We start from the raw sequence: 22,964 nt of genomic DNA, 5'->3' as shown, positions 1-22,964 counted from the left end.
GGTATTTATTATGAGAAAAATAGGATTCAAAGAAAAGATTGGTTATGGGTTAGGTGATGGTGCGTCCAATATTATCTGGCAAACGATAATGCTTTTCATGGCCTACTTTTATACAGATATCTACGGACTAAGCGCTTTTCATATGGGGACCATGTTCCTGGTCGTCAGAGCGTTTGATGCCATTGCCGACGTGTACATTGGCTATCTGGCCGACCATACTCAGACCCGGTACGGTCAGTTCAGACCTTATCTCCTCTGGTTCTCGCTGCCCTTCGGTATTTTTGGTGCCCTGACGTTTTATACGCCCGATTTTGGCGAGACGGCCAAAATTGTCTATGCTTATGTGTCTTATACTGCCCTCTCGCTTTTTTATTCCCTCGTTAACGTTCCCTACTGCGCGCTGATTAATAACATTTCCAGTGATGCAAAAGAACGGGTTTCAATGCAGTCTTATCGTTTTGCCTTCGCTGCTTTAGGAGGGATTATTGTTTCCGTCGTGGCGCTACCGTTAACCAAAATTTTGGGTGAAGGCGATCTACAGAAAGGCTATTTTCTGGCGATGGTGATTATGGGGGCGATAAGCACTATCATGTTTTTCTGCTGCTTTGCCATGACCAGGGAACATTACACGAAAGCGGTGGATAAAAAACGTAACTTTCGTGGTATCTATGATGATCTGACTGTCGTGGTGAAAGATCATAACTGGCGCTGTATTTTCAGCCTCAATATTGCAAGCCTTATCGCTGGCATCCTCAAAACGGGCGGAGCCATTTACTTCGTTAGCTACTATCTGAAAAGACCCGATTTAGTGGGGCTTGTGCTCATTATTATTCTCTGCACCCGATTTGTGGGCGCATTGTCGACAACGCTATTATATAAAAATTATGACCGGGTATTGTCATATAAAGTTTCGTTAATTATACAAGCCATTATCTTAATTATTCTTTTCGCCATTCCTGCAGAATACGTCCTGCCGGTTTGCCTGGTGATCTGTCTGATTCATTTCATCGACGCCAGTTCTGCCCCCCTGCAATGGAGCCTGCTCAGCGACATCATTGATAACGTTGAAAAACGGTCAAACATTTCGCTGAGTGGCTTAGTTTTCTCAACCAACCTTTTCGCTATAAAAATTGGCATTGCGGTTGGCGGTGCCATCATTGGCTGGCTGCTCACCGTTGGTGGCTATGTGGGCAGTGCTGCGATCCAAACCGACCTCGCCATTATGATTGTGCGGCTTATCTTTACGCTTATTCCCGCTGCTTTTGTCCTCATGATGTATCTCATCATGAGGCAATACCGGACCCACAATGATTTACAAGCCTGACGTTACCAACGCTATTTTCATAACAGGAATCAAAGATGACCATAATAACCAACCCCATTATCCCAGGCTTTAATCCGGACCCCTCTATTATAAGAGTGGGTGAGGCGTATTACTTAGCAACATCGACATTTGAATGGTTTCCTGGGATTTGTTTGTATAAATCATACGATCTCAAAAACTGGCGGCTGATTTCTCATCCCCTGAAGCGAAAAAGTCAGTTGAACATGCGCGGGAATCCGAATTCCGGCGGAATCTATGCGCCATGCCTCAGCTACGATGCCGGAAAATTTTATCTCATTTATACCGATGTCAAAAACGTGACCGGACGTTTCTGGGACCCGAATAACTTTATCGTGACCACGGACGATATCAAAGGTGAATGGTCTGAGCCAACGTATCTCAATAGCAGAGGGATTGATCCCTCGCTGTTCCACCACAGTGACGGTACGAAATGGCTTGTGAGCATGGAGATGAGCTACAGGGACGGCGGGGAGGCAGGATTCCCGAAATGGAATGGCATAATCATCCAGCAATACGATGAGCAGAATAATCGTTTAACCGGCGAGTGCCATAAAATTTACGCAGGTACCGATTTGGGCATCACCGAAGGGCCACATATTTATGAGTTGAATGGCTGGTTCTATTTGTTAGTGGCCGAAGGCGGAACATTTTATAACCATGGCGTCACGCTGGCGCGCTCCCGACATCTGTTTGGCCCCTACGAAACCGATCCCATCGGGCAAATGATGACATCCCGCTTTGATTGTCGTTTACCTTTACAGCGCGTCGGCCATGCGGATCTTTTTGATAACGGTCTGGGCGAATGGTTTATTGTGCATTTATGCGGGCGACCGTTGCCCTCAAAAGGACGCAGCCCGATGGGTCGAGAAACCGCTATCCAGCAGGTTTACTGGACGGAGGATGGCTGGCTGCGCTTAACAAATAACAGCATTACGCCAGAATTAACGGTGCAGACGCGCCTGAAAGAACGTCCGTGGCCAACGCCGCCAGCCCGGGATGAGTTCGATACGCCGGAGCTACCCCTTCACTACCAGTCGCTACGCATCCCCTTAAGCGAGGAAATGTGCACGCTTACGGAAAGGCGCGGATGGTTACGGTTGCGGGGTTATGAATCCCTGAGTTCACAGCACTATCAAAGCCTGCTGGCAAGAAGACAAACCGATTTTATATTTACCGCTCAGACATGCGTAGATTTTAAGCCTCACTCTTTCCAGCAGATGGCCGGGCTGGTCTGCTTTTACGACACCACCAACTACGTTTATCTGAACATATCCTGTAACGACGCGGGAGAACGGACAGTCAATTTGATGGTTAATGACCTGAACCGATTCTCCTTACCGACAGGAGAAGGGGTAAAAATTGCCGCAGAAGGTCTGGTTTACCTAAGAGTCTGCGTCAAAGATGATGGCGCTCTTTTTTACTACTCACTCGATGAAAAAAAATGGATCCCGATTGGGGGTTATGTTGAATACAGCAAACTGTCCGATGAATATTTTAAGGAACGTGGCATAGAGCGCTTCACCGGTGCCTTTGTCGGGATGTGCTGTCAGGATTTCACGGGCGAACATATCCCGGCCGATTTTGACTACTTTGCCTATTTCCCGGAAGATTTTTAGTTAAGGGCGCGCAGAGTGTCCGCAGATGATTGCCACTGGCCTTCTGTGCTACTCTACGCGCCATTTCCATGCAATCGACAGAATAGAAATCATGAGTGTACGTTTAGTGTTAGCCAAAGGGCGCGAGAAGTCATTGCTGCGCCGCCATCCCTGGGTCTTTTCCGGCGCGGTTGCGCGTATGGAAGGTAAAGCCAACCTCGGTGAAACCATCGATATCGTTGACCATCAGGGGAAATGGTTAGCGCGCGGCGCATACTCGCCAGCATCGCAGATCCGCGCTCGCGTCTGGACGTTCGATAAAGATGAAACCATCGATATCGATTTCTTCGTCCGCCGCCTGCAGCAGGCTCAGCAGTGGCGTGAGTGGCTGGCAAAACGTGACGGGCTGGACAGCTATCGGCTGATCGCCGGTGAGTCCGACGGTCTGCCGGGCGTGACCATCGATCGCTTCGGCAACTTTATGGTGCTGCAGCTGTTAAGCGCAGGAGCGGAATATCAGCGTGCTGCCCTGATCAGTGCCCTTCAGTCTCTGTTCCCTGAATGCGCCATTTATGACCGCAGCGATGTGGCGGTGCGTAAAAAAGAGGGCATGGAGCTGACGCAAGGGCCTGTTACCGGTGAATTACCGCCTGCCCTGCTGCCTATCGAAGAACACGGCATGAAGCTGCTGGTGGATATTCAGGGCGGCCACAAAACAGGTTACTACCTCGACCAGCGTGACAGCCGTCTGGCAACCCGTCAGTACGTGGCGAACAAGCGCGTGCTGAACTGTTTCTCCTACACGGGCGGTTTTGCGGTGTCTGCGCTGATGGGCGGCTGTGCCCAGGTCGTTAGCGTGGATACGTCACAGGAAGCGCTGGACGTGGCGAAACAGAACGTTGAGCTAAACAAACTGGACCTGAGCAAAGCGGAGTTTGTGCGTGATGACGTCTTCAAGCTGCTGCGTAAATATCGCGACCAGGGCGAGAAGTTCGACGTTATCGTCATGGATCCGCCTAAGTTTGTGGAAAACAAAAGCCAGCTGATGGGTGCATGCCGCGGGTATAAAGATATCAACATGCTGGCTATCCAGCTGCTGAACCCGGGCGGGGTTCTGCTCACGTTCTCCTGCTCCGGCCTGATGACCACAGATTTATTTCAGAAAATCATCGCCGATGCCGCAATAGATGCTGGTCGTGATGTACAATTTATAGAGCAGTTCCGTCAGGCGGCCGATCATCCGGTGATCGCTACCTACCCGGAAGGGCTGTATCTGAAAGGGTTTGCCTGTCGCGTCATGTAACTTGAAAAGAGAAATATTGCCCTCACATCCTGTGTAAGTAATGTTTCCCGGGAGGTGACTATGATTGCCAGCAAATTCGGTATCGGCCAGCAGGTCCGCCACACCTTGCTTGGGTATTTGGGTGTGGTCGTGGATATCGACCCGGAGTATTCCCTTGACGAACCGTCAGCCGACGAGCTGGCGGTTGATGCAGAGCTTCGTGCCGCGCCCTGGTACCACGTGGTGATGGAAGGTGACGACGGGCAACCCGTTCACACCTACCTCGCTGAGGCGCAGTTAAGCAGTGAGCTGCAGGATGAACATCCGGAGCAACCCACGATGGATGAATTAGCGCAGACTATCCGCAAGCAGTTGCAGGCGCCGCGCCTGCGCAACTGAGCGTGTAAAAAAAGCCCGATAATCGGGCCTTTTTTTACTTAGCCAACCCCAGCCGGGGGATTTCAATCGCAGGGCATCTGTCCATAACCACCTGTAAACCCGCCTCGCGCGCCAGTACGGCAGCCTGTTCGTTGATGACGCCCAACTGCATCCACAGCGTTTTCGCCCCAATGGCAATCGCTTCCTGCGCGACACCCCATGCCGCCTCGGAATTACGGAACACATCTACCATGTCCACTTTTTCCGGCACATCGTTAAGCGTGGCGTAGCCCTGCTGGCCTAATAACGTCTTTCCCGCCACTTTCGGCGAAACGGGGATCACGTGATAGCCCTGATCGAGAAGGTATTTCATCACGCGATAACTTGGACGATCCGGTTTATCGCTGGCACCCACCAGCGCAATAGTGCGCGTGGATGTCAAAATCTCGGCAATATCATTCTCTCTCATGCTTTTTCTCCTGGCTTTTTTCAAAGTGTACGCCAAAGCGCACATCTCAACCATTCATCCCATACAGATGTATGAGGGCAAAACGGTGATTTATGTCTATATGTTAGTAAACGTGATTATCGAAAAATTTTGATACATTCTTGCGGGTATAATTTTCAACTGGAGTCACCTATGAAAACCGGCATTGTCTCTGCTGTGATTGCGTTAGTGATGCCGGTTTGCGTTTTTGCAACCACGCTTCGGCTCTCGACTGATATTGACCTGCTGGTGCTGGACGGAAAAAAAGTCTCCAGTTCATTATTGCGCGGCGCAGAGAGCATCGAACTGGATAACGGGCCGCATCAGCTGGTGTTTCGGGTAGAAAAAACGATCGGTCTTGCGAATCATGAACAACGGATGTACATCTCTCCCCCACTGATTGTCAGCTTTAATACCCAGCGGGTCAGTCAGGTAAACATTACTCTGCCGCGGCTTGAGAGCGAAAAAGAGTCTGTCGCTTTCGACACCGCGCCGCGCGTTGAGCTGCTGGATGGGGATTCGATGCCGATCCCGGTGAAGCTTGATATTCTGGCGCTAACCACCTCGCCAAAAGGCACGGACTACGAGGCCGCAACCGAGTCTTATAACAAAGCGGGTAAACGCGCCTCTCTTCCGCAGTTTGCCACCATGATGGCCGACGACAGTACGCTGTTATCCGGTGTTTCAGAGCTGGATGTTATACCGCCTCAGTCCCAGACGCTGACGGAACAACGCCTGAAATTCTGGTTCCAGCAGGCCGATCCCGATACGCGCGCCCGCTTTTTGCAGTGGGCAAAACAACAACCTTCGTCGTAAGCCACATTTTTTACGCCTTTCTCTTGCAGCATCAGGCGGTTCCCGTCATCGTGTAGTCAGTTAACCTGATGGATATGATTATGGAACTGACAACACGCACGCTCCCGGAACGCAAACACATTGCTCTGGTTGCGCACGATCACTGTAAACAAATGCTGCTTAACTGGGTTCGCCGCCATCAGTCATTGCTGGAAAAGCACGCCCTCTCAGCGACCGGTACAACCGGCAATCTGATCCAGCGCGAAACGGGTCTCGAAGTGAACGCCATGCTGAGCGGCCCGATGGGCGGCGATCAGCAGGTAGGCGCACAGATTTCGGAAGGGAAAATTGATGTGCTGATTTTCTTCTGGGATCCGCTGAATGCGGTTCCGCACGATCCGGACGTGAAAGCGCTGCTGCGCCTGGCGACGGTGTGGAATATTCCGGTGGCAACGAACCTGTCGACGGCGGATTTCATCATTGAATCGCCGCAGTTTAACTCGCCGGTGGATATCCTTATTCCGGACTATCAGCGCTATCTTTCCGAGAGACTGAAGTAGCTTTTTTGCCGGGTGGCGACTGCGCCTTACCCGGCCTACAAAATCTTGCCTGGCATCGCTATGGTTTACGCGCCACCGGCACATCAATACTCTTCAGAATATCGACAAACACGGATGGCTCCTCTTTATTGAACAACAGCCATACGCGATGACGCGCGCGGGTTATCGCCACATACAGCAGACGTCGCTCTTCTGCATCCGGGAAATCTTCCGGCACCGGCAGCAGGGCCTCTTCCATCACCGACTCGCGGGCCGGGGCCGGGAAACCGTCGCTGCCCTCTTTAAGCCCCACCACAATGACATAATCAGCCTGCTGCCCTTTGCTGGCGTGAATTGTCATAAATTCAAGCTGCAGTTTCGGCCAGCGTGTAGCGGCCTTTTCCAGCGCGGCCGGTTTGAGGTGATGATAGCGCGCCAGCACCAGAATGCGTTCGTCGGGTTTCGCGTAGCCGCTCAGTTTATCCAGTAGCGGCTCAAGCTGATCTTCTGCTAACAGGGTGACCGCTTTTTTATCCCCCGGCGTCAGGCTGTTGAGCGGTTTGGTCAGCTGGTGCGGGTTCTGCTGAATAAAGCGGTTGGCTATTTCGCCTATGCGCGCATTGAAGCGGTAGGTGGTGTCCAGATCGCTGCGATCGCCTTCGCCAAAATAGTGGTGAAACGCTGTCGTCAGTGAAAGCTGCGCCCCGCTAAAGCGATAGATGGCCTGCCAGTCATCCCCCACCGCAAACAGCGACGTATGTTTGTTCTGCGCCCGCAGCGCCGAGAGCAGAGCGGCACGCTGCGGAGAGATATCCTGAAACTCATCCACCAGTATGTGCTTCCACGGGCTGACGAAACGCCCCTTCTCTAAAATGATAATGGCCTGATGGATAAGCCCGGAGAAATCGACGGCGTTCTCCTCTTTCAGTGCCGTTTTCCAGGCTTTTAGCATCGGAACCATCAGCTTCACGCGCTTTGAAAACACCGCACGGATCGCCTCCGGGGCACTTTCAATCATCTCGGCCTGCGAACCGCCGTGCATGCGCATCAGGCTGACCCAACGATCGAGACGCGAGCCGAGCCGACGTGCCAGCTTGTCATCCTGCCAGAAACTGCCTTCCGGCACCGCCCAGTTCAGCTCTTCCTCCAGCCACTGACGCCAGCCTTTTGCCTGTGCTTTTTTCTCACTGCACTGTTGCCGCCACGTTTTAATGAACAGCGCCTGGCGCGCCTGCGTGTCGTTTTCCAGCTTACTGATGGACGGGACTTTCTTGCTGCCCTGCTGAATGATATGCAGCGCAAGCGCATGAAACGTTCTGGCCGAGATATCCTGGGTATGCAGTCTCGCCTGGATACGTTCGTCCATCTCCTGTGCGGCTTTGCGACCAAATGCCAGCAGCAGAATCTGGTCTGCAACGGCCTCGCCAGTGGTCAGAAGCCAGCCTGCGCGAGCCACCAGCACCGAGGTTTTACCGCTCCCGGCTCCCGCAAGTACCAGCAGCGACTGTTCACCGTTGACCACCGCACGCGCCTGCGCAGGGTTAAGCGGCGATGACTCGACTGTGCTGAAGAAATCAGCATATTGGGTGAGCATGGCATCGGTCCAGGCCTGGTTATGCGCCAGGCGACTTTTATCAATATCGCTCAGCCATGCCTGGCACTTCCGCCATGCATCGCGGCAATTTTCAAACTCATTGAGACGCGCTACGGGGAACGGCAACGCAGTCAGCGCCTGTTTTATTTTTTGCTGCAGTCCCGCAGTTTGCTGGCGCGTGAGCCATTTGTGTTGGGCATCGCTCTGCGCGATTTCATCCAGTACCTGTTGCAAAACCTGGGCGGCAATCACGCTCATATCCTGGCTCCACTGCTGCCAGAGCGTGTTCAGATGGTAATGAAAACGCTGGGTTTCCCCCCACTCGGTGCCGTGAAGGCGCACCACTTTATCGGCAGGCAAAACGAACTCCAGCTCGCCCCACACCAGCCCACGTTTACAGTGGATCGCCAACATTTGATTGAAGGGAATGAGATATTCGTGGCGTTCCCCGGAGACTTTCACTCCCGCGTTAAGGAGCACAACCTTGTCGTAAGGGTGTTGAGCCAGGCGTTTGCCCATTGACGTTGCTTTCAGTTCCATATCCAGCCGGATCCACGAAGAGATAATTTGCCTGATAGTTTAACTGCCAGTTTTAAGGTGCTCCAGCCTAAAAAAACGTTACAATCAGTGGGCGTTAATTTTATCGAAAGGAAGTGAGGGTTTATGCGTACCGTTCTGAATGTGTTGAATTTTGTGCTGGGCGGTTTTGCCACCACCCTTTCCTGGCTTTTTGCCACTCTGGTCAGCATAGTGCTTATCTTTACCCTGCCGCTGACGCGCTCCTGCTGGGAAATCACCAAACTCTCCTTTATTCCCTACGGTAATGAGGCTGTCCACATTGATGAGCTGAACCCGGAAGGTAAAAACGCGCTGATGAATACCGGCGGCACCGTACTGAATATTCTGTGGCTGATTTTCTTTGGCTGGTGGCTGTGCCTGATGCACATTTTTGCCGGTATCGCCCAGTGCGTGACGATTATTGGTATTCCTGTTGGGATCGCGAACTTTAAAATTGCCGTCATTGCCCTGTGGCCGGTTGGACGTAGGGTCGTCCCGGTTGAGGTGGCGCAAGCCGCGCGTGAGGCCAATGCTCGCCGTCGTTTTCAGTAATAAGGACTGGCCGCGCTCATGCTAAGCCCACTGCTTCGCCGTTATACCTGGAACAGCATCTGGCTTTATAACGTCAGAATTTTTATCGCGCTTTGTGGCACCGTTGCCCTGCCGTGGTGGCTGAATGACGTTAAGCTCACGATTCCGCTCACGTTAGGGGTGGTTGCGGGGGCGCTTGCGGACCTCGATGACCGTCTGGCAGGGCGTCTGCGCAACCTGGTTATCACTCTTGTCTGTTTCTTTATTGCGTCCGCGTCTGTCGAGCTGCTCTTCCCGTGGCCCTGGCTGTTTGCCTTAGGCCTTACGCTCTCCACCAGCGGCTTTATTCTGCTCGGCGGGCTTGGACAGCGTTATGCCACCATCGCATTTGGCGCGCTGCTGATTGCTATTTACACCATGCTGGGCGTGTCGCTGTACGATCAGTGGTACCAGCAACCCGTGCTGCTATTGCTGGGGGCCATCTGGTATAACCTACTGACGTTAACAGGGCACCTCATCTTCCCGGTGCGCCCTCTGCAGGATAATCTTGCTCGCAGCTATGAGCAGCTGGCTCATTATCTGGAGCTGAAATCCCGGCTGTTTGACCCGGATATCGAAGAGGAAAGTCAGGCCCCTCTTTACGATCTGGCGCTGGCAAACGGCCAGCTGGTCGCCACGCTGAACCAGACCAAAGCCTCCCTGCTGACCCGACTGCGCGGAGACCGCGGCCAACGCGGGACGCGAAGAACACTTCACTACTACTTTGCCGCTCAGGACATCCATGAGCGCGCCAGCTCTTCGCACGTTCAGTATGCAGCCCTGCGTGAAACGTTCCGCTACAGCGACGTGATGTTCCGCTTCCAGCGGTTACTTTCCATGCAGTCTCAGGCGTGCCAGCAGCTAGCGCGTTCAATTTTACTGCGAACGCCCTATCAGCATGACCCGCGGTTTGAGCGCGCGTTTAGCCATCTTGATGCGGCAATCGACCGCGTGCAGGCCAGTGGAACCGCACCGGAACATATAAAAGCGCTGGGGTTTTTGCTTAATAACCTGCGGGCAATCGATGCTCAGCTCGCGACGATTGAATCCGAGCAGGCGATGGCCATGCCGGGCAATGATGCCGATAATCAGCTTGCTGATGACAGCGTGCATAGCGTTAGCGACATGTGGCTGCGGCTGAGCCGCAATTTTACGCCGGAATCTGCCCTATTTCGTCACGCGGTGAGAATGTCACTAGTGCTGTGCGTGGGTTACGCGTTTATTCAAATAACCGGTTTACACCACGGCTACTGGATCCTGCTCACCAGCCTGTTTGTCTGCCAGCCCAACTATAACGCCACCCGCCACCGCCTGGCGTTACGTATTATTGGAACGCTGGTAGGCGTCGCCATTGGCCTGCCGGTGCTCTATTTCGTGCCGTCTATCGAAGGCCAACTGGTGCTGATCGTCATTACTGGCGTACTGTTCTTCGCCTTCCGTAATGTGCAATACGCCCACGCGACGATGTTCATCACGCTGCTGGTTTTACTGTGCTTTAACCTGCTGGGAGAAGGGTTTGAAGTTGCCCTGCCCCGTGTGATCGACACACTCATTGGCTGCGCGATCGCCTGGGCGGCGGTGAGTTTCATCTGGCCCGACTGGCGTTTTCGTAATTTGCCGCGTGTGTTAGACAGGGCGATGAATGCAAACTGCCGGTACCTTGATGCGATCCTTGAGCAATACCACCAGGGGCGCGATAACCGCCTTGCTTATCGCATTGCCCGACGTGATGCGCATAACAGCGATGCGGAACTGGCGTCGGTGGTCTCGAACATGTCCACGGAACCGCGCGCCACAGCGGAAATTCGGGAAACCGCTTTTCGTCTGCTGTGTCTGAATCATACGTTCACTAGCTATATTTCTACGTTGGGCGCACACCGTGAGAAACTGACCAACCCGGGCATTCTCGCCTTACTGGATGATGCTGTCTGCTACGTCGATGATGCACTTCATCATCGGCCAGCCGATGAGCCGCGCGTTCAACAATCGCTGGATGAACTGGCCCAACGTATTGCCCACCTTGACCCGGGCGCCGACAACAAAGCACCGCTGGTCCTGCAGCAAATCGGCCTGCTGATTGCCCTGCTGCCGGAAATCTGCCGGCTGCAGCAGCAGATCGCTACCTTGAGGAATGATGCTCCTGACTCTCGGGCAGCGCATTAAACCACTCTGTCAGCTCCCGGCGAATGTCGGCCGGGAGCGCCGCTTCATGTAGCCCTTCAATGGCACCTTCCAGCGCGAACAGCACCTTAATACTTAAGGCCTTGTTTTTGGACCTCATCTTTAACCAGCATTTCCTGGCGCCCAGTTCCCGTAAGGTTTCCTCATTAGTGATGCCTGCTTCTAAAAGCAGTACCTCAAGTTGAAAGGTCAGGTTTGGAAGATCTTTTAGCCGGTTGCGCTGATGGCGCTGGCAGCGCTCCTTTCTTGCCGCGTCGAGAGCAAAGGAGGAAAGCTGGAGCAATTTGTCCCTGTCCTGCCACAGCCCGTCGTCCACCCGATAGTAATTAAGCAGGACGGGACGGCCCCGTTTCATCAGCGTCAGAAACGAAGAGGCGTTTTTGACACAATACCTGGCACTTTCTTCACAGGCCCGGAGGTAGAGTTCCCCCTCCGACACCATCGCGAACACCGCATTATCCACCGCCAGGGTGTACCCACCGAATAGCGCCCGATGATGAATTTCGCCTAACGGTGAGAGGTATTCCTGCGATTTATAAATCCGCTCATAAGATATCTTTTTCATGATAATTCCATTTAAAATCAATTATTAACAACGATATTTCTCACTAACGGATCCGTTAGCAGGAAAATAGGCAACTTATTGCTGGAGGGCAAGATGATTTTTTATGGCGCACCAAGAATGGGTGAAATTTGCGAGTCTCTTTCCGAAAATGAGGTTGATCTTTATGCATACAGGGGTTACTGTATATCCATACAGTAACTACAGGGCTGGAATGAATATGTACACTTCAGGCTATGCAAATCGCTCAACATCTCTCTCTTCTACCGCTGGCAATGTCGCGCAGAAATCCGTCGGGCGTGATTCTACAGGGCTTATCAGTGAAGTGGTTTACCGTGAAGACCAGCCTCTGTTAACGCAACTCTTATTACTGCCGCTGTTGCAACAGCTTGGTCAGCAATCACGCTGGCAGCTTTGGCTAACGCCACAGCAAAAATTGAGCCGCGAGTGGGTTTTATCTGCGGGCCTGCCGTTGGCGAAAGTGATGCAGATTAACCAGCTCTCACCCTGCGATACGGTAGATTCAATGATTCGGGCCTTACGCACAGGGAATTACAGTGTGGTGATCGGATGGCTGCCTGATGAACTGTCGGAAGAGGAACACCTGAGACTGACGGAAGCAGCGGAAGAAGGTCACGCGATGGGGTTTATTATGCGACCAGTTCGTGCAGATTCTTATCGCAGAGGACAACATTCCGGGTTAAAAATTCACTCAAATTTGTATCATTGAGTGAAATTAGGAGTTTTCCTGGAATTTTTTTCGACCATAAGATGCAGAAATAGTTCAACGCGTCAAATCTTCGGCAAGGCTTGTCTGGAGCGGTTCTCGTTAATTTTGCTGCACAATTTTCGTTCAAGAAATGTTAAATATTAGGTATACGGAACTTTTTTTTTCATATGCCTGACAGACTTCACACTTGTAAGTTTTCATCTACGTTGTAGACTTTACATCGCCAGGGGTGCTCGGCCTAAGCCGAAGATATCGGTAGATTTATATTTGACCACGCCCCCCGGTGAAGGATTTAACCGTGATTTCTCTGCAGAGATCTTCATGGCAAATTTTGGATGATAACGAGGCGCAAAAAATGAAAAAGACAGCTATCGCGATTGCAGTGGCACTGGCTGGCTTCGCTACCGTAGCGCAGGCCGCTCCGAAAGATAATACCTGGTATGCAGGTGGTAAACTGGGCTGGTCTCAGTTCCATGACACCGGCTGGTACAACAGCAGCCTGAACAACGATGGCCCGACTCACGAGAGCCAGCTGGGTGCAGGCGCGTTCGGTGGCTATCAGGTTAACCCGTATGTTGGTTTTGAAATGGGTTACGACTGGTTAGGTCGTATGCCATACAAAGGCGACAACGTCAATGGCGCTTTCAAAGCTCAAGGCGTTCAGCTGACCGCTAAACTGGGTTACCCAGTAACTGACGATCTGGACGTGTACACCCGTCTGGGCGGCATGGTATGGCGTGCAGACTCCAGCAACAGCATCGCTGGCGACGACCATGACACCGGTGTTTCCCCAGTATTCGCTGGTGGCGTTGAGTGGGCTATGACCCGTGACATCGCTACCCGTCTGGAATACCAGTGGGTTAACAACATTGGTGACGGTGCTACCGTTGGCGTTCGTCCAGACAACGGCATGCTGAGCGTTGGTGTTTCTTACCGTTTCGGTCAGCAGGAAGATGCTGCACCAATCGTAGCTCCAGCTCCGGCTCCAGCTCCAGAAGTACAGACCAAGCACTTCACTCTGAAGTCTGACGTTCTGTTCAACTTCAACAAAGCTACCCTGAAACCAGAAGGTCAGCAGGCACTGGATCAGCTGTACACCCAGCTGAGCAACCTGGATCCTAAAGATGGTTCTGTAGTGGTTCTGGGCTTCACCGACCGTATCGGTTCTGATGCTTACAACCAGAAACTGTCTGAGAAACGTGCTCAGTCTGTAGTTGATTACCTGGTATCTAAAGGTATCCCAGCTAACAAGATCTCCCCACGTGGTATGGGCGAATCTAACCCAGTGACCGGTTCTACCTGTGACAACGTGAAAGCTCGCGCTGCACTGATCGACTGCCTGGCACCAGATCGTCGCGTTGAGATCGAAGTTAAAGGTATCAAAGACGTTGTAACTCAGCCTGCGGCATAAGTTATCGTCTTATAAAAAAACCCCGCCATGCGGGGTTTTTTATTGTCTGAAGAAAAGTAAGAAACTACTTTTTACCCAGCAGAGCCTGAAGATCGTTCTTCAGCGTCGACATCTGGCTGGCATACTTCTCTTTGTGCTCGGCATCTTCAATCAGTTGTACTACGGTCTCTGACAGCGTTTTTCCTCGACGTTGCGCTAGCCCCGCCAGACGCTGCCAGACCATAAACTCCAGGTCGATTGATTTTTTACGGGTGTGCTGATGCTCGGCATTAAAATGCCGTTTTCGCCGCGCACGGATAGTTTGCTTCATCCGGTTTAACAGGGCGGGATTAATATGCTTCTCAATCCAGCTATTCACCTGTACCGGTTCATTTTCGAGGGTCAGCAAAATATCCACGGCCTCTTGCGCAGCGCTGGCTTCGATGTAGCAGGTGATCAGCTCCCCTTCACGGTGCTTTTTGACCAGGTACTTCCATTTCCAGCCGCTTTCGAGATTTTCCAGTTGTTGATATTTCATTGCGATCTCAGTGTTACCACGTAACTCTGTTCAGAATATCAGTTTTTTGGCAATCTGCTGAAAAGAAATCATATCCTGTGAAACATCGCTTGAGATTCACTCATTGAAATCCCCAATCCTGCTTGGGAAGAGCCCCCCGCTTACGGTATACTCCACGGTTTTACATCTGACTAAAAAACATCAACTTTGACCATTACGAAACTAGCATGGCGTGACCTGGTTCCGGATACCGAGAGCTATCAGGAACTGTTTGCACAGCCAGACCTCGCACAAGAACACGAATTCATACTTAGCGATACACAACCGCGTTTGCATTACGCGCTGGAGCAGGTGTTAAGCCCATGGGCAACATCTCCCTTCATGCTGCTCAAAGCCCCGGAAGAAGCCGAGTATTTGACGCTTCTGGGTGCTGCCATGCGCGAGCTGAAACCGGAAGCGAATGCTGTTTTCGGCGGCGAGTATCGTATCACAGGGCATAATGTCACTTTTGCCCCCGCTACGCAGGCTGATGACCGTTTTGCAGCGCAGGGCGAAGTCGTTACCGCTAACTGGGTCGAAGCTGAACAACTCTTTGGTTGTCTTCGTCAGTTTAACGGTGAGCTCTCCCTGCAGCCAGGGCTGGTGCATCGCGCAAACGGCGGCGTACTTATTATTTCCCTGCGCACCCTGATGTCGCAACCGCTGCTGTGGATGCGTCTGAAAACGATCGTGAGCCAGCAGCGCTTCGACTGGGTAGGCTATGACGAGTCTCGCCCCCTGCCTGTATCCGTCCCGTCAATGCCGCTCTCTCTAACCGTCGTGCTGACGGGGGATCGTGAGTCTCTGGCCGACTTCCAGGAAATGGAGCCAGAGCTGGCGGATCAGGCGGTTTACAGCGAATACGAAGACAACATTCAAATTGCCGATGCGGATGATATGGCGCAGTGGTGCCAGTGGGTGATGGCCGTTGCTGAACGTTTTGCGCTGCCAACCCCTGCGGCTGACGCATGGCCGGGCTTAATCCGCGAAGCGGTACGCTACACCGGCGACCAGGAAACTCTGCCGCTTTGCCCACTCTGGATCGGTAAACAGCTGCGTGAAGTGGGTGTGATCAGCGGCGAAGGTGCTTTCACAGGCGAACAATTGACCCAGATGCTTGCCCAGCGTGAGTGGCGCGAAGGCTATCTTGCGGACCGCATGCAGGATGAAATCCTGCTGGAACAGATTCTGGTCGAGACCGAAGGCGAACGAATCGGTCAGATTAACGCTTTGTCCGTAATTGAGTTCCCCGGCCACCCTCGTGCGTTCGGCGAGCCTTCCCGTATCAGCTGTGTCGTTCACATTGGCGACGGTGAATTTACGGATATTGAGCGAAAAGCGGAGCTGGGTGGAAACATTCATGCTAAAGGCATGATGATCATGCAAGCTTTCCTGATGTCCGAACTGCAGCTTGAGCAGCAGATCCCCTTCTCTGCGTCCCTGACGTTTGAGCAGTCCTACAGTGAAGTCGATGGCGATAGCGCCTCAATGGCCGAGCTGTGTGCCTTGATCAGCGCCCTGGCAGAAGTCCCGATTAATCAGAACATCGCCATTACGGGTTCCGTGGATCAGTTTGGCCGCGCCCAGCCGGTCGGTGGTCTGAATGAGAAAATCGAAGGCTTCTTCTCCATTTGTCAGCAGCGTGGGTTAAACGGCAAACAGGGCGTTATTATCCCTGCGCCAAACGCGCGCCATTTGAGCCTGAGCCAGGAACTGCTTGATGCGGTGGAACAGGAACAATTCACCCTGTGGGCCATCGAAGGCATTGAGGATGCACTACCCTTACTGACAAACCTGGTATGGGATGGCGAGGGTCAAACCACGCTGATGCAGACCATTCAGGAGCGCATTGCTCAGGCAACACAGCCGGATGCTCGTCATCGTTATCCCTGGCCGTTACGTTGGTTAAGTTGGTTTAGTTCAAACTGATCGGACTTGTTCAGCGTACACGTGTTAGCTATCCTGCGTCCTTCACTAAAATAAGGCTTACTGAGAACATGGTAGATAAACGCGAATCCTATACAAAAGAAGACCTTCTTGCCTCTGGTCGTGGTGAACTGTTTGGCGCTAAAGGCCCACAGTTACCGGCCCCAAGCATGCTGATGATGGACCGTGTCGTGAAAATGACCGAAACCGGCGGTAACTTCGATAAGGGTTACGTAGAAGCAGAACTCGATATCAACCCGGACCTGTGGTTCTTCGGTTGCCACTTTATTGGCGATCCGGTAATGCCTGGCTGCCTGGGCCTCGATGCGATGTGGCAGCTGGTTGGCTTCTATCTGGGCTGGCTCGGTGGCGAAGGCAAAGGCCGCGCGCTGGGCGTGGGTGAAGTGAAATTCACCGGTCAGGTACTGCCTACCGCGAAGAAAGTCACCTACCGTATCCACTTCAAGCGCATCGTTAACCGTCGTCTGATCATGGGCCTGGCGGATGGTGAAGTGCTGGTAGATGGTCGTCTGATTTATACCGCGAACGATCTGAAAGTGGGTCTGTTCCAGGATACCTCTGCTTTCTAAGCCCGGCGTTTAGCTGCTTCAGAAAGGCGAAACCTCCGCTCTGCGGAGGTTTCTTTTTTAAAGAGACGCTATCAAGCAAGTACTGCCCTGTCTCCGATGGCTTCTCGCCAGCCCCCTAACCATTGAGACCTTTGGTTCAAAGTCTGATAGGGACACATTTCTTTAGAACGTCCGGCGATGCCAGCCTGATAACCACGTTGATGAGCCCTTTCCAGGCGATCTCGTTTCTGTCTCTTCATGCCTCGTTTCCCTCATTCTTTTGTCTGGTGGAAAGAAAACAGTGATTGCAAAGTGTGCAAGCACAGATAACGAATAACCCGAATTAGCCTCAGCGTCAACGTTCAAAATTCATACGGGTGTCATATTTGTGAGCTAAGCAGAAGATCATTTGTACAAAAAATGTGATGCAGCACAAGTAACAACCTGAAGCCAAAACGAAAAAAAAGCCGCAATCAGCGAAATTCTGATAGCGGCTTTTGTCGATGAATTTTACTTATGGCAGTCTGGAAATCTCTCTGGCGATACTCGCAGACTCCTGCGCCCAACCCTGGGCCAGCACTTTCACCATCTCATCATATCCATCTTTTTGCTGCTTCATTTCCAGATGGAAAGGACGCTTAATCAGCTGCCCCTGATGATTCAGCAGCCATTCTCCACTCACCACAACGACGCCATCATAGCGGCCGTGGAAGCCCGTCACGGTGACGTTAAGCGTGTCCTGGTCGCTTCCCAGCGGCTGTGACGCAACAACCCAGCCAGGAAGCTGGCTGCTGAGATTCGCCACCAGCGTATTGCGCAACTGCTGGTCCAACGGGCTGGCCCAAAGGTTATTGTTGGCAATAACGTACTGAACATCGCTGGTTTGATACACCACGCCATTGCCAGCCAGATAATCCGGCACCGCAACCTGCTCCACCCATAACAGACGGTTGCCCTGCGAGGCGGTGCTTTGTGCGCCCGCCTGGGTCGTCAGCGGTAACTGATAGTAGCTTTTGTTATCACTACCCGAGCTACAGGCCGTTAATACCATCGCTCCTGCAATCGCTAGCCATTTTTTCATTGTTTAGCCCTCTTCGGCTCAGGATCCTTTTTATCTTTCGCTTCGAACACCAGTGCGTTGCTCTTCTCATTGAGCGTTTTCAGCACAGGCTGCAGTTCACGTAAGACCTGATCAAGACGTTGCATATCGGCCACCATCTTGTTGTACGCCGCTGATCCCGGCTGGAAGCCCTGCATGCTACGGTTGAGTTCACGCAACGTTTTCTGCATATCCTGCGGCAGCTGCTGCATGGACTGGCTTGCCGTGATCTTATTAATATTATCCAGCGTCGTTTGCAGACGTTGCATCGTCGCCTGACTTTGATGTAACGAACCGGTCGCGGCTTCCAGCATCGGATTAAGCGGCAGATTGTTAATCTTATCGAGCGTATCCATCAGACGCTGCTGGATTTGCGCCAGACCGCTGCTGACCGTTGGGATAATTTTATAGCCCCCGAATTCACGAATACCGGTAATCGCTGGCGCTTTAGGATAGAAGTCCATATCCACGTACAGCGCACCGGTGACCAGGTTTCCGGTTTTCAGCGAGCCGCGCAGACCGCGCTCCATCAGCTGGCTGATATGGGTGGCAATATCCTGATTTTCGCCAATCTGGTTAAGCAGACGCTCCGGCTCAATGCGGATCAGCACCGGAATACGGTAATCGTCATCCAGCATCTGCTGAAGACCCGGCACGAAGAACGGAACCTGTCCAACCGTTCCGAGTCGAATGCCGCGGAATTCGACCGGTGCACCCGGCTGAAGGCCACGGACCGAGTCCTTAAAGAACATCAGGAAGTCAACGTGATCGGTATAGAGCGCATCCTGGATACTTTTTTGATCGTCAAAGAGTCTGAACGCCGTTTTCTCTGCAACCGGCTGGCCCAAATCCTGCCCTTCCGGCACGTCAAAACTGACGCCACCGCCAAACAGCGTGGTCAGGGAGCCCATTTCGACACGCATACCCGCCGAGGTCAGATCTACCGCGATCCCACTGTCTTTCCAGAAGCGGACGTTGCTGGTGACCAGACGATCGTTTGGCGCATTGATGAAGAGCTGATAGCTAATGGTGCGTTTTTGCGCGTCAAACGTACTGGTTTCAACTGAACCCACGCGATAGCCGCGGAACAGCACGGGATCGCCAGGCGAGAGCTGTCCCGCTTTTTTACTGTCCAGGATCACGCGAATGCCTTTTGCATCCGGTGGCGCAAGCGGCGGAGAGTCCAGCAGCTCGTATTGTCCCGGCTGGCTCCCTTTCTTACCTGGCTGCAGCTCAATATAGGCGCCGGACAGCAGCGTCCCCAACCCGCTGATCCCCTCACGTCCTACCTGCGGTTTAACCACCCAGAAAACCGAGTCGCCATGCAGCAATTTTTCCATACCGGAATTTAAACGCGCCTTGATTTCAACGTGCGTCAAATCATCCGTCAGGGTTGCACTTTCAACCACGCCCACATCCACACTGCGGCTTTTGATGGTGGTTTTGCCCCCCTCAATACCTTCTGCATTGGTGGTGATAAGCGTGACTTCCGGTCCCTGATGGCTGTAATGATAAAACAGGATCCATGCACCGATCAGCGCGGTTACGATGGGGAAAATCCACACCGGAGACCAGTTCTTGACCTTCTGCACTTTCGCCTCTCCACTCTTATTTTCCATGCTCTTACTCTTCCTCATGGCTTGACTCGGGCTCACGATCCCACGATAAACGAGGGTCGAAGGTCATGGCCGCAAACATGGTCATAATGACGACCAACGCAAACATTAGCGCTCCCATTGCGGGATAAATACTCATCAGTCCTCCCATGCGCACCAGCGCAGAGAGAACGGCAATGACAAACACATCAATCATTGACCAGCGGCCAACAAATTCAACAACTTCGTAGATCAGGTGCATGCGTTCGCTGTCGCGTTTGCCGTGACCTTTCGCGTCCCAGCAGAGCCAGGCAATGGCGATCATTTTTAAGGTTGGCACCATAATACTGGCGATGAAGATCACGCCAGCCACCGGATAGGATCCTTCGCCCCACAGCAAAACGACCCCAGCAAGGATGGTTGAGGGCATTTTGTCGCCGAGTAAATCGGTGATCATAATGGGCAGAATATTGGCTGGCAGATAGAGCATGATTGACGTGACCAGCAACGCCATCGTCCACTGCAGGCTATTTTTACGACGTACATGGCCTTTCGTTTCGCAGCGAGGACACACATCGAGATCCGCGGGCAGAATGGCGGTACAGCATGAGCAAGAGCGCAGCCCCTGACGGATACCCGGCACACCGACCTTAACCGTCTGCGCAAGCGTCGGTGCTGGCGCGATGTCATCCCACGCCCATCGCCTGTCTACGCACTGGAAAGCGCGCAGCTGTAATACACAGTAAAGGCACCAGGGAATAAAGCTACTGCCAATTCCCACATCACCATAGGCCATCAGCTTGACGAAACTGACCAGAATCCCCGCCAGAAAGATCTCGGCCATCCCCCAACTTTTCAGCTGGAACAGGATACGCGCGAGTTTAATTTTAAGGGATGCGGGCATCCTGACGCGGTTTACCAGCAACAGGATCACCACCAGACAGAACGCCGGGACGATTTGGACAAAGAGGAGGAAAAAGGTGCCGAGGCTGGCGTAATCTTCCGAGAACATCACGCCAGGAATTTCAAGCAGATCGACCTCGCTGGTCATGCCGCCCACTTTCATATAAATGAAAGGGAAGAGGTTGGAAAGCAGCAGCATGAACAATGCAGCAAGGGCATAAGCAGTGGGACGCTGCCTTGGCGCGTCCCACTCCGTCGTCAACGTTGCGCCGCAACGTGGACACAGGGCTTTATGTCCGTGACCAAGCTCTGGCAACGCCACGAGCATATCGCATTGCGAGCATAATATATGCCTGTCGGCGTGGTGCTGGTCACACATAGTTAATCCCTGTTTATGCGCCGTTTTTCAGAGACTCGAGGTACTCCCAGCGCTCAAATGCTTCTTCCAGGGCTTTTTCAGCCGCGGACAGTTCAGCCAATATTTTCTGAGTATAGTCGTGCGGCTGCGTAAAGAATGACGCATCAGCAACCTGAATTTGCAGCGTTTCAAGAGCAGCTTCCAGTTCTTCAAGACGCTGAGGTAAGCCTTCCAGTTCGCGCTGCAGGTTATAGCTCATTTTAGCAGGAGATTTTTTGACAGTTTCTGCTTTTGCTATAAGCGGTTCCGGTGCACTTTTGGATTTTGCCTGTTTTTGCAGCAGCGACTGGGTTTGTTGTCCACGCGCGTCATGATAACCGCCCACGTATTGACCAATCCGGCCTTCACCTTCAAAAATCCAGCACTCGGTCACGGTATTATCAACGAACTGACGATCGTGGCTCACCAGCATCACGGTTCCCTGATAACCGTCGATTAACTCCTCCAGTAATTCCAGCGTTTCGACATCCAGATCGTTGGTTGGTTCATCGAGAATCAACAGGTTACTTGGCTTCAGGAACAGACGTGCCAGCAGCAGACGATTTCGCTCGCCGCCAGACAGCGCGCGTACCGGTGTCATTGCACGTTTCGGATGGAACAGGAAGTCCTGCAAATAACCCAGCACGTGGCGCGGCTTACCGTTGACCATCACTTCTTGCTTACCTTCAGCGAGGTTATCCATCACCGTTCTGTCCGGGTCAAGCTCAGCGCGGTGCTGGTCGAAATAGGCCACTTCCAGCTTCGTACCACAGTGAACGCGACCGCTATCAGCCTGCAGCTGGCCTAACATCAGCTTGAGCAGCGTGGTTTTACCACAGCCGTTCGGGCCAATAAGGGCAATTTTGTCGCCACGCTGAACCTGAGCGGAAAAGTCTTTCACCAACATTTTCCCCTCAACCTGGTAATTCACGTTTTCCATCTCAAAGACGATTTTGCCCGAGCGGGATGCCTCTTCCACCTGCATCTTCGCGCTACCCATCACCTCACGGCGGGCGCTACGCTCGTTACGCATCGCTTTTAACGCACGCACACGGCCTTCGTTACGGGTACGGCGGGCTTTGATACCCTGACGGATCCAGACCTCTTCTTGCGCCAGCTTGCGGTCAAACTCAGCGTTTTGCAGCTCTTCTACGCGCAGGTTTTCTTCTTTTTCCAGCAGATAGGTGTCGTAATCGCCAGGATAGGTCACCAGTTTGCCGCGATCGAGATCGACAATGCGGGTCGCCATGTTGCGGATAAACGAACGGTCGTGCGAAATGAAGATGATGGTGCCGTTGAAGGTCTTCAGGAACCCTTCCAGCCAGTCGATGGCTTCAATGTCCAGGTGGTTGGTCGGTTCGTCAAGCAGCAGCACTTTCGGGCCGCTGACCAGCGCGCGTCCCAGTGCCGCTTTACGCAGCCAGCCGCCGGAAAGTGATGCCAGCTCCATATCCGCATCCAGACCTAACTGGTCCAGCACTTCAGTGATACGGCTTTCAAGCTGCCACAGGCCGTGATGATCCAGCAGTTCCTGCAGGCGCGCCATTTCATTAAGATTTTTTTCGCTCGGGTCGGTCATCACCAGATGCGAAATTTCATGATAGCCCTTCAGGTATTCGGCTTGTTCAGAGATCCCCTCCGCAACGAAGTCGTAGACGGTGCCCGCCACGTTACGCGGTGGATCCTGCTGCAGTCGAGAAACAATCAGATCTTGTTCGTAAACGATACGGCCGTCATCCAGACCCTGCTCACGATTAAGGATCTTCATCAGCGTGGATTTACCCGCGCCGTTACGGCCTACCAGACAAACACGTTCGTTATCTTCAATGTGCAGTTCAGTATCGTCGAGAAGGGGCGCATCGCTGAAAGACAGCCAGGCGCCGTGCATGCTAATTAGTGACATTTATATTTCC

At 52.7% G+C, this 22,964-nt stretch carries 21 protein-coding genes; 12 read left to right on the top strand and 9 right to left on the bottom strand.

Annotation, left to right across the window (positions count from 1 at the left end):
- Positions 1–10: 10 nt before the first annotated feature.
- The 4 genes from KW829_RS08185 to hspQ all read left to right on the top strand — a co-directional run bounded on the left by KW829_RS08185 (position 11) and on the right by hspQ (position 4,621).
- Complete coding sequence (locus KW829_RS08185) at positions 11–1,324, top strand: glycoside-pentoside-hexuronide (GPH):cation symporter (protein WP_218307989.1); 1,314 nt, start codon at positions 11–13, stop codon at positions 1,322–1,324.
- 35 nt (positions 1,325–1,359) lie between these two features.
- The gene (locus tag KW829_RS08180; RefSeq protein ID WP_218307988.1) at positions 1,360–2,961 is read left to right on the top strand and encodes a glycoside hydrolase family 43 protein; all 1,602 of its coding nucleotides are present in this window, start codon (positions 1,360–1,362) and stop codon (positions 2,959–2,961) included.
- Positions 2,962–3,052: 91 nt separating this feature from the next.
- Positions 3,053–4,243: a 23S rRNA (cytosine(1962)-C(5))-methyltransferase RlmI gene (rlmI, locus tag KW829_RS08175; RefSeq protein ID WP_010429362.1), complete on the top strand. Its 1,191-nt coding sequence runs from the start codon at positions 3,053–3,055 to the stop codon at positions 4,241–4,243.
- Between the two features lie 60 nt (positions 4,244–4,303).
- Positions 4,304–4,621, top strand: a complete 318-nt coding sequence (hspQ, locus tag KW829_RS08170; protein WP_010429359.1) for a heat shock protein HspQ — start codon at positions 4,304–4,306, stop codon at positions 4,619–4,621.
- A gap of 34 nt (positions 4,622–4,655) precedes the next feature.
- Here the strand turns inward: hspQ and KW829_RS08165 are convergent, their stop codons facing one another.
- Positions 4,656–5,069 (bottom strand): CoA-binding protein, encoded by a 414-nt coding sequence (locus KW829_RS08165; RefSeq protein ID WP_010429357.1) that lies wholly within the window; start codon positions 5,067–5,069, stop codon positions 4,656–4,658.
- Positions 5,070–5,240: 171 nt separating this feature from the next.
- Here KW829_RS08165 and KW829_RS08160 point away from each other — a divergent pair, with 171 nt between their 5' ends.
- Positions 5,241–5,903, top strand: coding sequence for a DUF2057 family protein (locus KW829_RS08160; protein WP_010429353.1), 663 nt, complete (start codon positions 5,241–5,243; stop codon positions 5,901–5,903).
- A gap of 80 nt (positions 5,904–5,983) precedes the next feature.
- Positions 5,984–6,442 (top strand): methylglyoxal synthase, encoded by a 459-nt coding sequence (mgsA, locus tag KW829_RS08155; RefSeq protein ID WP_008499922.1) that lies wholly within the window; start codon positions 5,984–5,986, stop codon positions 6,440–6,442.
- Between the two features lie 58 nt (positions 6,443–6,500).
- Here the strand turns inward: mgsA and helD are convergent, their stop codons facing one another.
- The gene (gene helD / locus KW829_RS08150; RefSeq protein ID WP_218307987.1) at positions 6,501–8,555 is read right to left on the bottom strand and encodes a DNA helicase IV; all 2,055 of its coding nucleotides are present in this window, start codon (positions 8,553–8,555) and stop codon (positions 6,501–6,503) included.
- A 123-nt stretch (positions 8,556–8,678) separates the two neighbouring features.
- Between helD and KW829_RS08145 the strand changes: the two genes are divergently transcribed.
- Positions 8,679–9,125, top strand: a complete 447-nt coding sequence (locus tag KW829_RS08145; RefSeq protein WP_218307986.1) for a YccF domain-containing protein — start codon at positions 8,679–8,681, stop codon at positions 9,123–9,125.
- Positions 9,126–9,143: 18 nt separating this feature from the next.
- Positions 9,144–11,306, top strand: a complete 2,163-nt coding sequence (gene yccS, locus KW829_RS08140; protein WP_089598375.1) for a YccS family putative transporter — start codon at positions 9,144–9,146, stop codon at positions 11,304–11,306.
- Here yccS and KW829_RS08135 read toward each other — a convergent pair.
- Positions 11,263–11,889 carry a TfoX/Sxy family DNA transformation protein gene (locus KW829_RS08135; RefSeq protein ID WP_042719042.1) on the bottom strand — a complete coding sequence of 209 codons (627 nt, stop codon included), beginning with the start codon at positions 11,887–11,889 and terminating at the stop codon, positions 11,263–11,265. The genes yccS and KW829_RS08135 overlap by 44 nt on opposite strands.
- A gap of 217 nt (positions 11,890–12,106) precedes the next feature.
- Between KW829_RS08135 and sulA the strand changes: the two genes are divergently transcribed.
- Both sulA and ompA read left to right on the top strand, forming a co-directional pair.
- Positions 12,107–12,616, top strand: a complete 510-nt coding sequence (gene sulA / locus KW829_RS08130) for an SOS-induced cell division inhibitor SulA (RefSeq protein ID WP_089598374.1) — start codon at positions 12,107–12,109, stop codon at positions 12,614–12,616.
- Between the two features lie 355 nt (positions 12,617–12,971).
- Positions 12,972–14,027, top strand: coding sequence for a porin OmpA (gene ompA / locus KW829_RS08125; protein WP_010429345.1), 1,056 nt, complete (start codon positions 12,972–12,974; stop codon positions 14,025–14,027).
- Between the two features lie 64 nt (positions 14,028–14,091).
- Here the strand turns inward: ompA and matP are convergent, their stop codons facing one another.
- Positions 14,092–14,544, bottom strand: coding sequence for a macrodomain Ter protein MatP (matP, locus tag KW829_RS08120; protein ID WP_010429344.1), 453 nt, complete (start codon positions 14,542–14,544; stop codon positions 14,092–14,094).
- A 186-nt stretch (positions 14,545–14,730) separates the two neighbouring features.
- Between matP and KW829_RS08115 the strand changes: the two genes are divergently transcribed.
- Together KW829_RS08115 and fabA are read left to right on the top strand one after the other, a co-directional pair.
- Positions 14,731–16,491 carry a Lon protease family protein gene (locus KW829_RS08115; RefSeq protein ID WP_218307985.1) on the top strand — a complete coding sequence of 587 codons (1,761 nt, stop codon included), beginning with the start codon at positions 14,731–14,733 and terminating at the stop codon, positions 16,489–16,491.
- 68 nt (positions 16,492–16,559) lie between these two features.
- Positions 16,560–17,078 (top strand): bifunctional 3-hydroxydecanoyl-ACP dehydratase/trans-2-decenoyl-ACP isomerase, encoded by a 519-nt coding sequence (gene fabA, locus KW829_RS08110; RefSeq protein ID WP_010429339.1) that lies wholly within the window; start codon positions 16,560–16,562, stop codon positions 17,076–17,078.
- A 71-nt stretch (positions 17,079–17,149) separates the two neighbouring features.
- Here fabA and rmf read toward each other — a convergent pair whose 3' ends face one another.
- The 5 genes from rmf to KW829_RS08085 all read right to left on the bottom strand — a co-directional run bounded on the left by rmf (position 17,150) and on the right by KW829_RS08085 (position 22,954).
- Complete coding sequence (rmf, locus tag KW829_RS08105; RefSeq protein WP_010429337.1) at positions 17,150–17,317, bottom strand: ribosome modulation factor; 168 nt, start codon at positions 17,315–17,317, stop codon at positions 17,150–17,152.
- Between the two features lie 254 nt (positions 17,318–17,571).
- Positions 17,572–18,138 carry a membrane integrity-associated transporter subunit PqiC gene (pqiC, locus tag KW829_RS08100; RefSeq protein WP_010429335.1) on the bottom strand — a complete coding sequence of 189 codons (567 nt, stop codon included), beginning with the start codon at positions 18,136–18,138 and terminating at the stop codon, positions 17,572–17,574.
- Entirely contained in the window at positions 18,135–19,775 is a 1,641-nt protein-coding gene (gene pqiB, locus KW829_RS08095; RefSeq protein ID WP_089598371.1) for an intermembrane transport protein PqiB, read from the bottom strand. The genes pqiC and pqiB overlap by 4 nt, the downstream gene beginning before the upstream one ends.
- A gap of 4 nt (positions 19,776–19,779) precedes the next feature.
- Positions 19,780–21,033: a membrane integrity-associated transporter subunit PqiA gene (gene pqiA / locus KW829_RS08090; protein ID WP_089598370.1), complete on the bottom strand. Its 1,254-nt coding sequence runs from the start codon at positions 21,031–21,033 to the stop codon at positions 19,780–19,782.
- 13 nt (positions 21,034–21,046) lie between these two features.
- Positions 21,047–22,954, bottom strand: a complete 1,908-nt coding sequence (locus KW829_RS08085; RefSeq protein WP_218307984.1) for an ABC transporter ATP-binding protein — start codon at positions 22,952–22,954, stop codon at positions 21,047–21,049.
- Between the last annotated feature and the right edge of the window lie 10 nt (positions 22,955–22,964).

The organism is Enterobacter sp. ENT02 (genome assembly GCF_019219165.1).
GTDB lineage: Bacteria > Pseudomonadota > Gammaproteobacteria > Enterobacterales > Enterobacteriaceae > Enterobacter > Enterobacter mori.
Note: the sequence above shows the minus strand (reverse complement) of the source record. Positions and strands in the feature narration are given on the sequence as shown.

What these genes read in the sequence shown, in the direction of transcription:
- KW829_RS08185 (WP_218307989.1), top strand. Translation starts at nt 11, where the DNA reads ATGAGAAAAATAGGATTCAAAGAAAAGATTGGTTATGGGTTAGGTGAT.
- KW829_RS08180 (WP_218307988.1), top strand. Translation starts at nt 1,360, where the DNA reads ATGACCATAATAACCAACCCCATTATCCCAGGCTTTAATCCGGACCCC.
- rlmI (WP_010429362.1), top strand. Translation starts at nt 3,053, where the DNA reads ATGAGTGTACGTTTAGTGTTAGCCAAAGGGCGCGAGAAGTCATTGCTG.
- hspQ (WP_010429359.1), top strand. Translation starts at nt 4,304, where the DNA reads ATGATTGCCAGCAAATTCGGTATCGGCCAGCAGGTCCGCCACACCTTG.
- KW829_RS08165 (WP_010429357.1), bottom strand. Translation starts at nt 5,069, where the DNA reads ATGAGAGAGAATGATATTGCCGAGATTTTGACATCCACGCGCACTATT.
- KW829_RS08160 (WP_010429353.1), top strand. Translation starts at nt 5,241, where the DNA reads ATGAAAACCGGCATTGTCTCTGCTGTGATTGCGTTAGTGATGCCGGTT.
- mgsA (WP_008499922.1), top strand. Translation starts at nt 5,984, where the DNA reads ATGGAACTGACAACACGCACGCTCCCGGAACGCAAACACATTGCTCTG.
- helD (WP_218307987.1), bottom strand. Translation starts at nt 8,555, where the DNA reads ATGGAACTGAAAGCAACGTCAATGGGCAAACGCCTGGCTCAACACCCT.
- KW829_RS08145 (WP_218307986.1), top strand. Translation starts at nt 8,679, where the DNA reads ATGCGTACCGTTCTGAATGTGTTGAATTTTGTGCTGGGCGGTTTTGCC.
- yccS (WP_089598375.1), top strand. Translation starts at nt 9,144, where the DNA reads ATGCTAAGCCCACTGCTTCGCCGTTATACCTGGAACAGCATCTGGCTT.
- KW829_RS08135 (WP_042719042.1), bottom strand. Translation starts at nt 11,889, where the DNA reads ATGAAAAAGATATCTTATGAGCGGATTTATAAATCGCAGGAATACCTC.
- sulA (WP_089598374.1), top strand. Translation starts at nt 12,107, where the DNA reads ATGTACACTTCAGGCTATGCAAATCGCTCAACATCTCTCTCTTCTACC.
- ompA (WP_010429345.1), top strand. Translation starts at nt 12,972, where the DNA reads ATGAAAAAGACAGCTATCGCGATTGCAGTGGCACTGGCTGGCTTCGCT.
- matP (WP_010429344.1), bottom strand. Translation starts at nt 14,544, where the DNA reads ATGAAATATCAACAACTGGAAAATCTCGAAAGCGGCTGGAAATGGAAG.
- fabA (WP_010429339.1), top strand. Translation starts at nt 16,560, where the DNA reads ATGGTAGATAAACGCGAATCCTATACAAAAGAAGACCTTCTTGCCTCT.
- rmf (WP_010429337.1), bottom strand. Translation starts at nt 17,317, where the DNA reads ATGAAGAGACAGAAACGAGATCGCCTGGAAAGGGCTCATCAACGTGGT.
- pqiC (WP_010429335.1), bottom strand. Translation starts at nt 18,138, where the DNA reads ATGAAAAAATGGCTAGCGATTGCAGGAGCGATGGTATTAACGGCCTGT.
- pqiB (WP_089598371.1), bottom strand. Translation starts at nt 19,775, where the DNA reads ATGGAAAATAAGAGTGGAGAGGCGAAAGTGCAGAAGGTCAAGAACTGG.
- pqiA (WP_089598370.1), bottom strand. Translation starts at nt 21,033, where the DNA reads ATGTGTGACCAGCACCACGCCGACAGGCATATATTATGCTCGCAATGC.
- KW829_RS08085 (WP_218307984.1), bottom strand. Translation starts at nt 22,954, where the DNA reads ATGTCACTAATTAGCATGCACGGCGCCTGGCTGTCTTTCAGCGATGCG.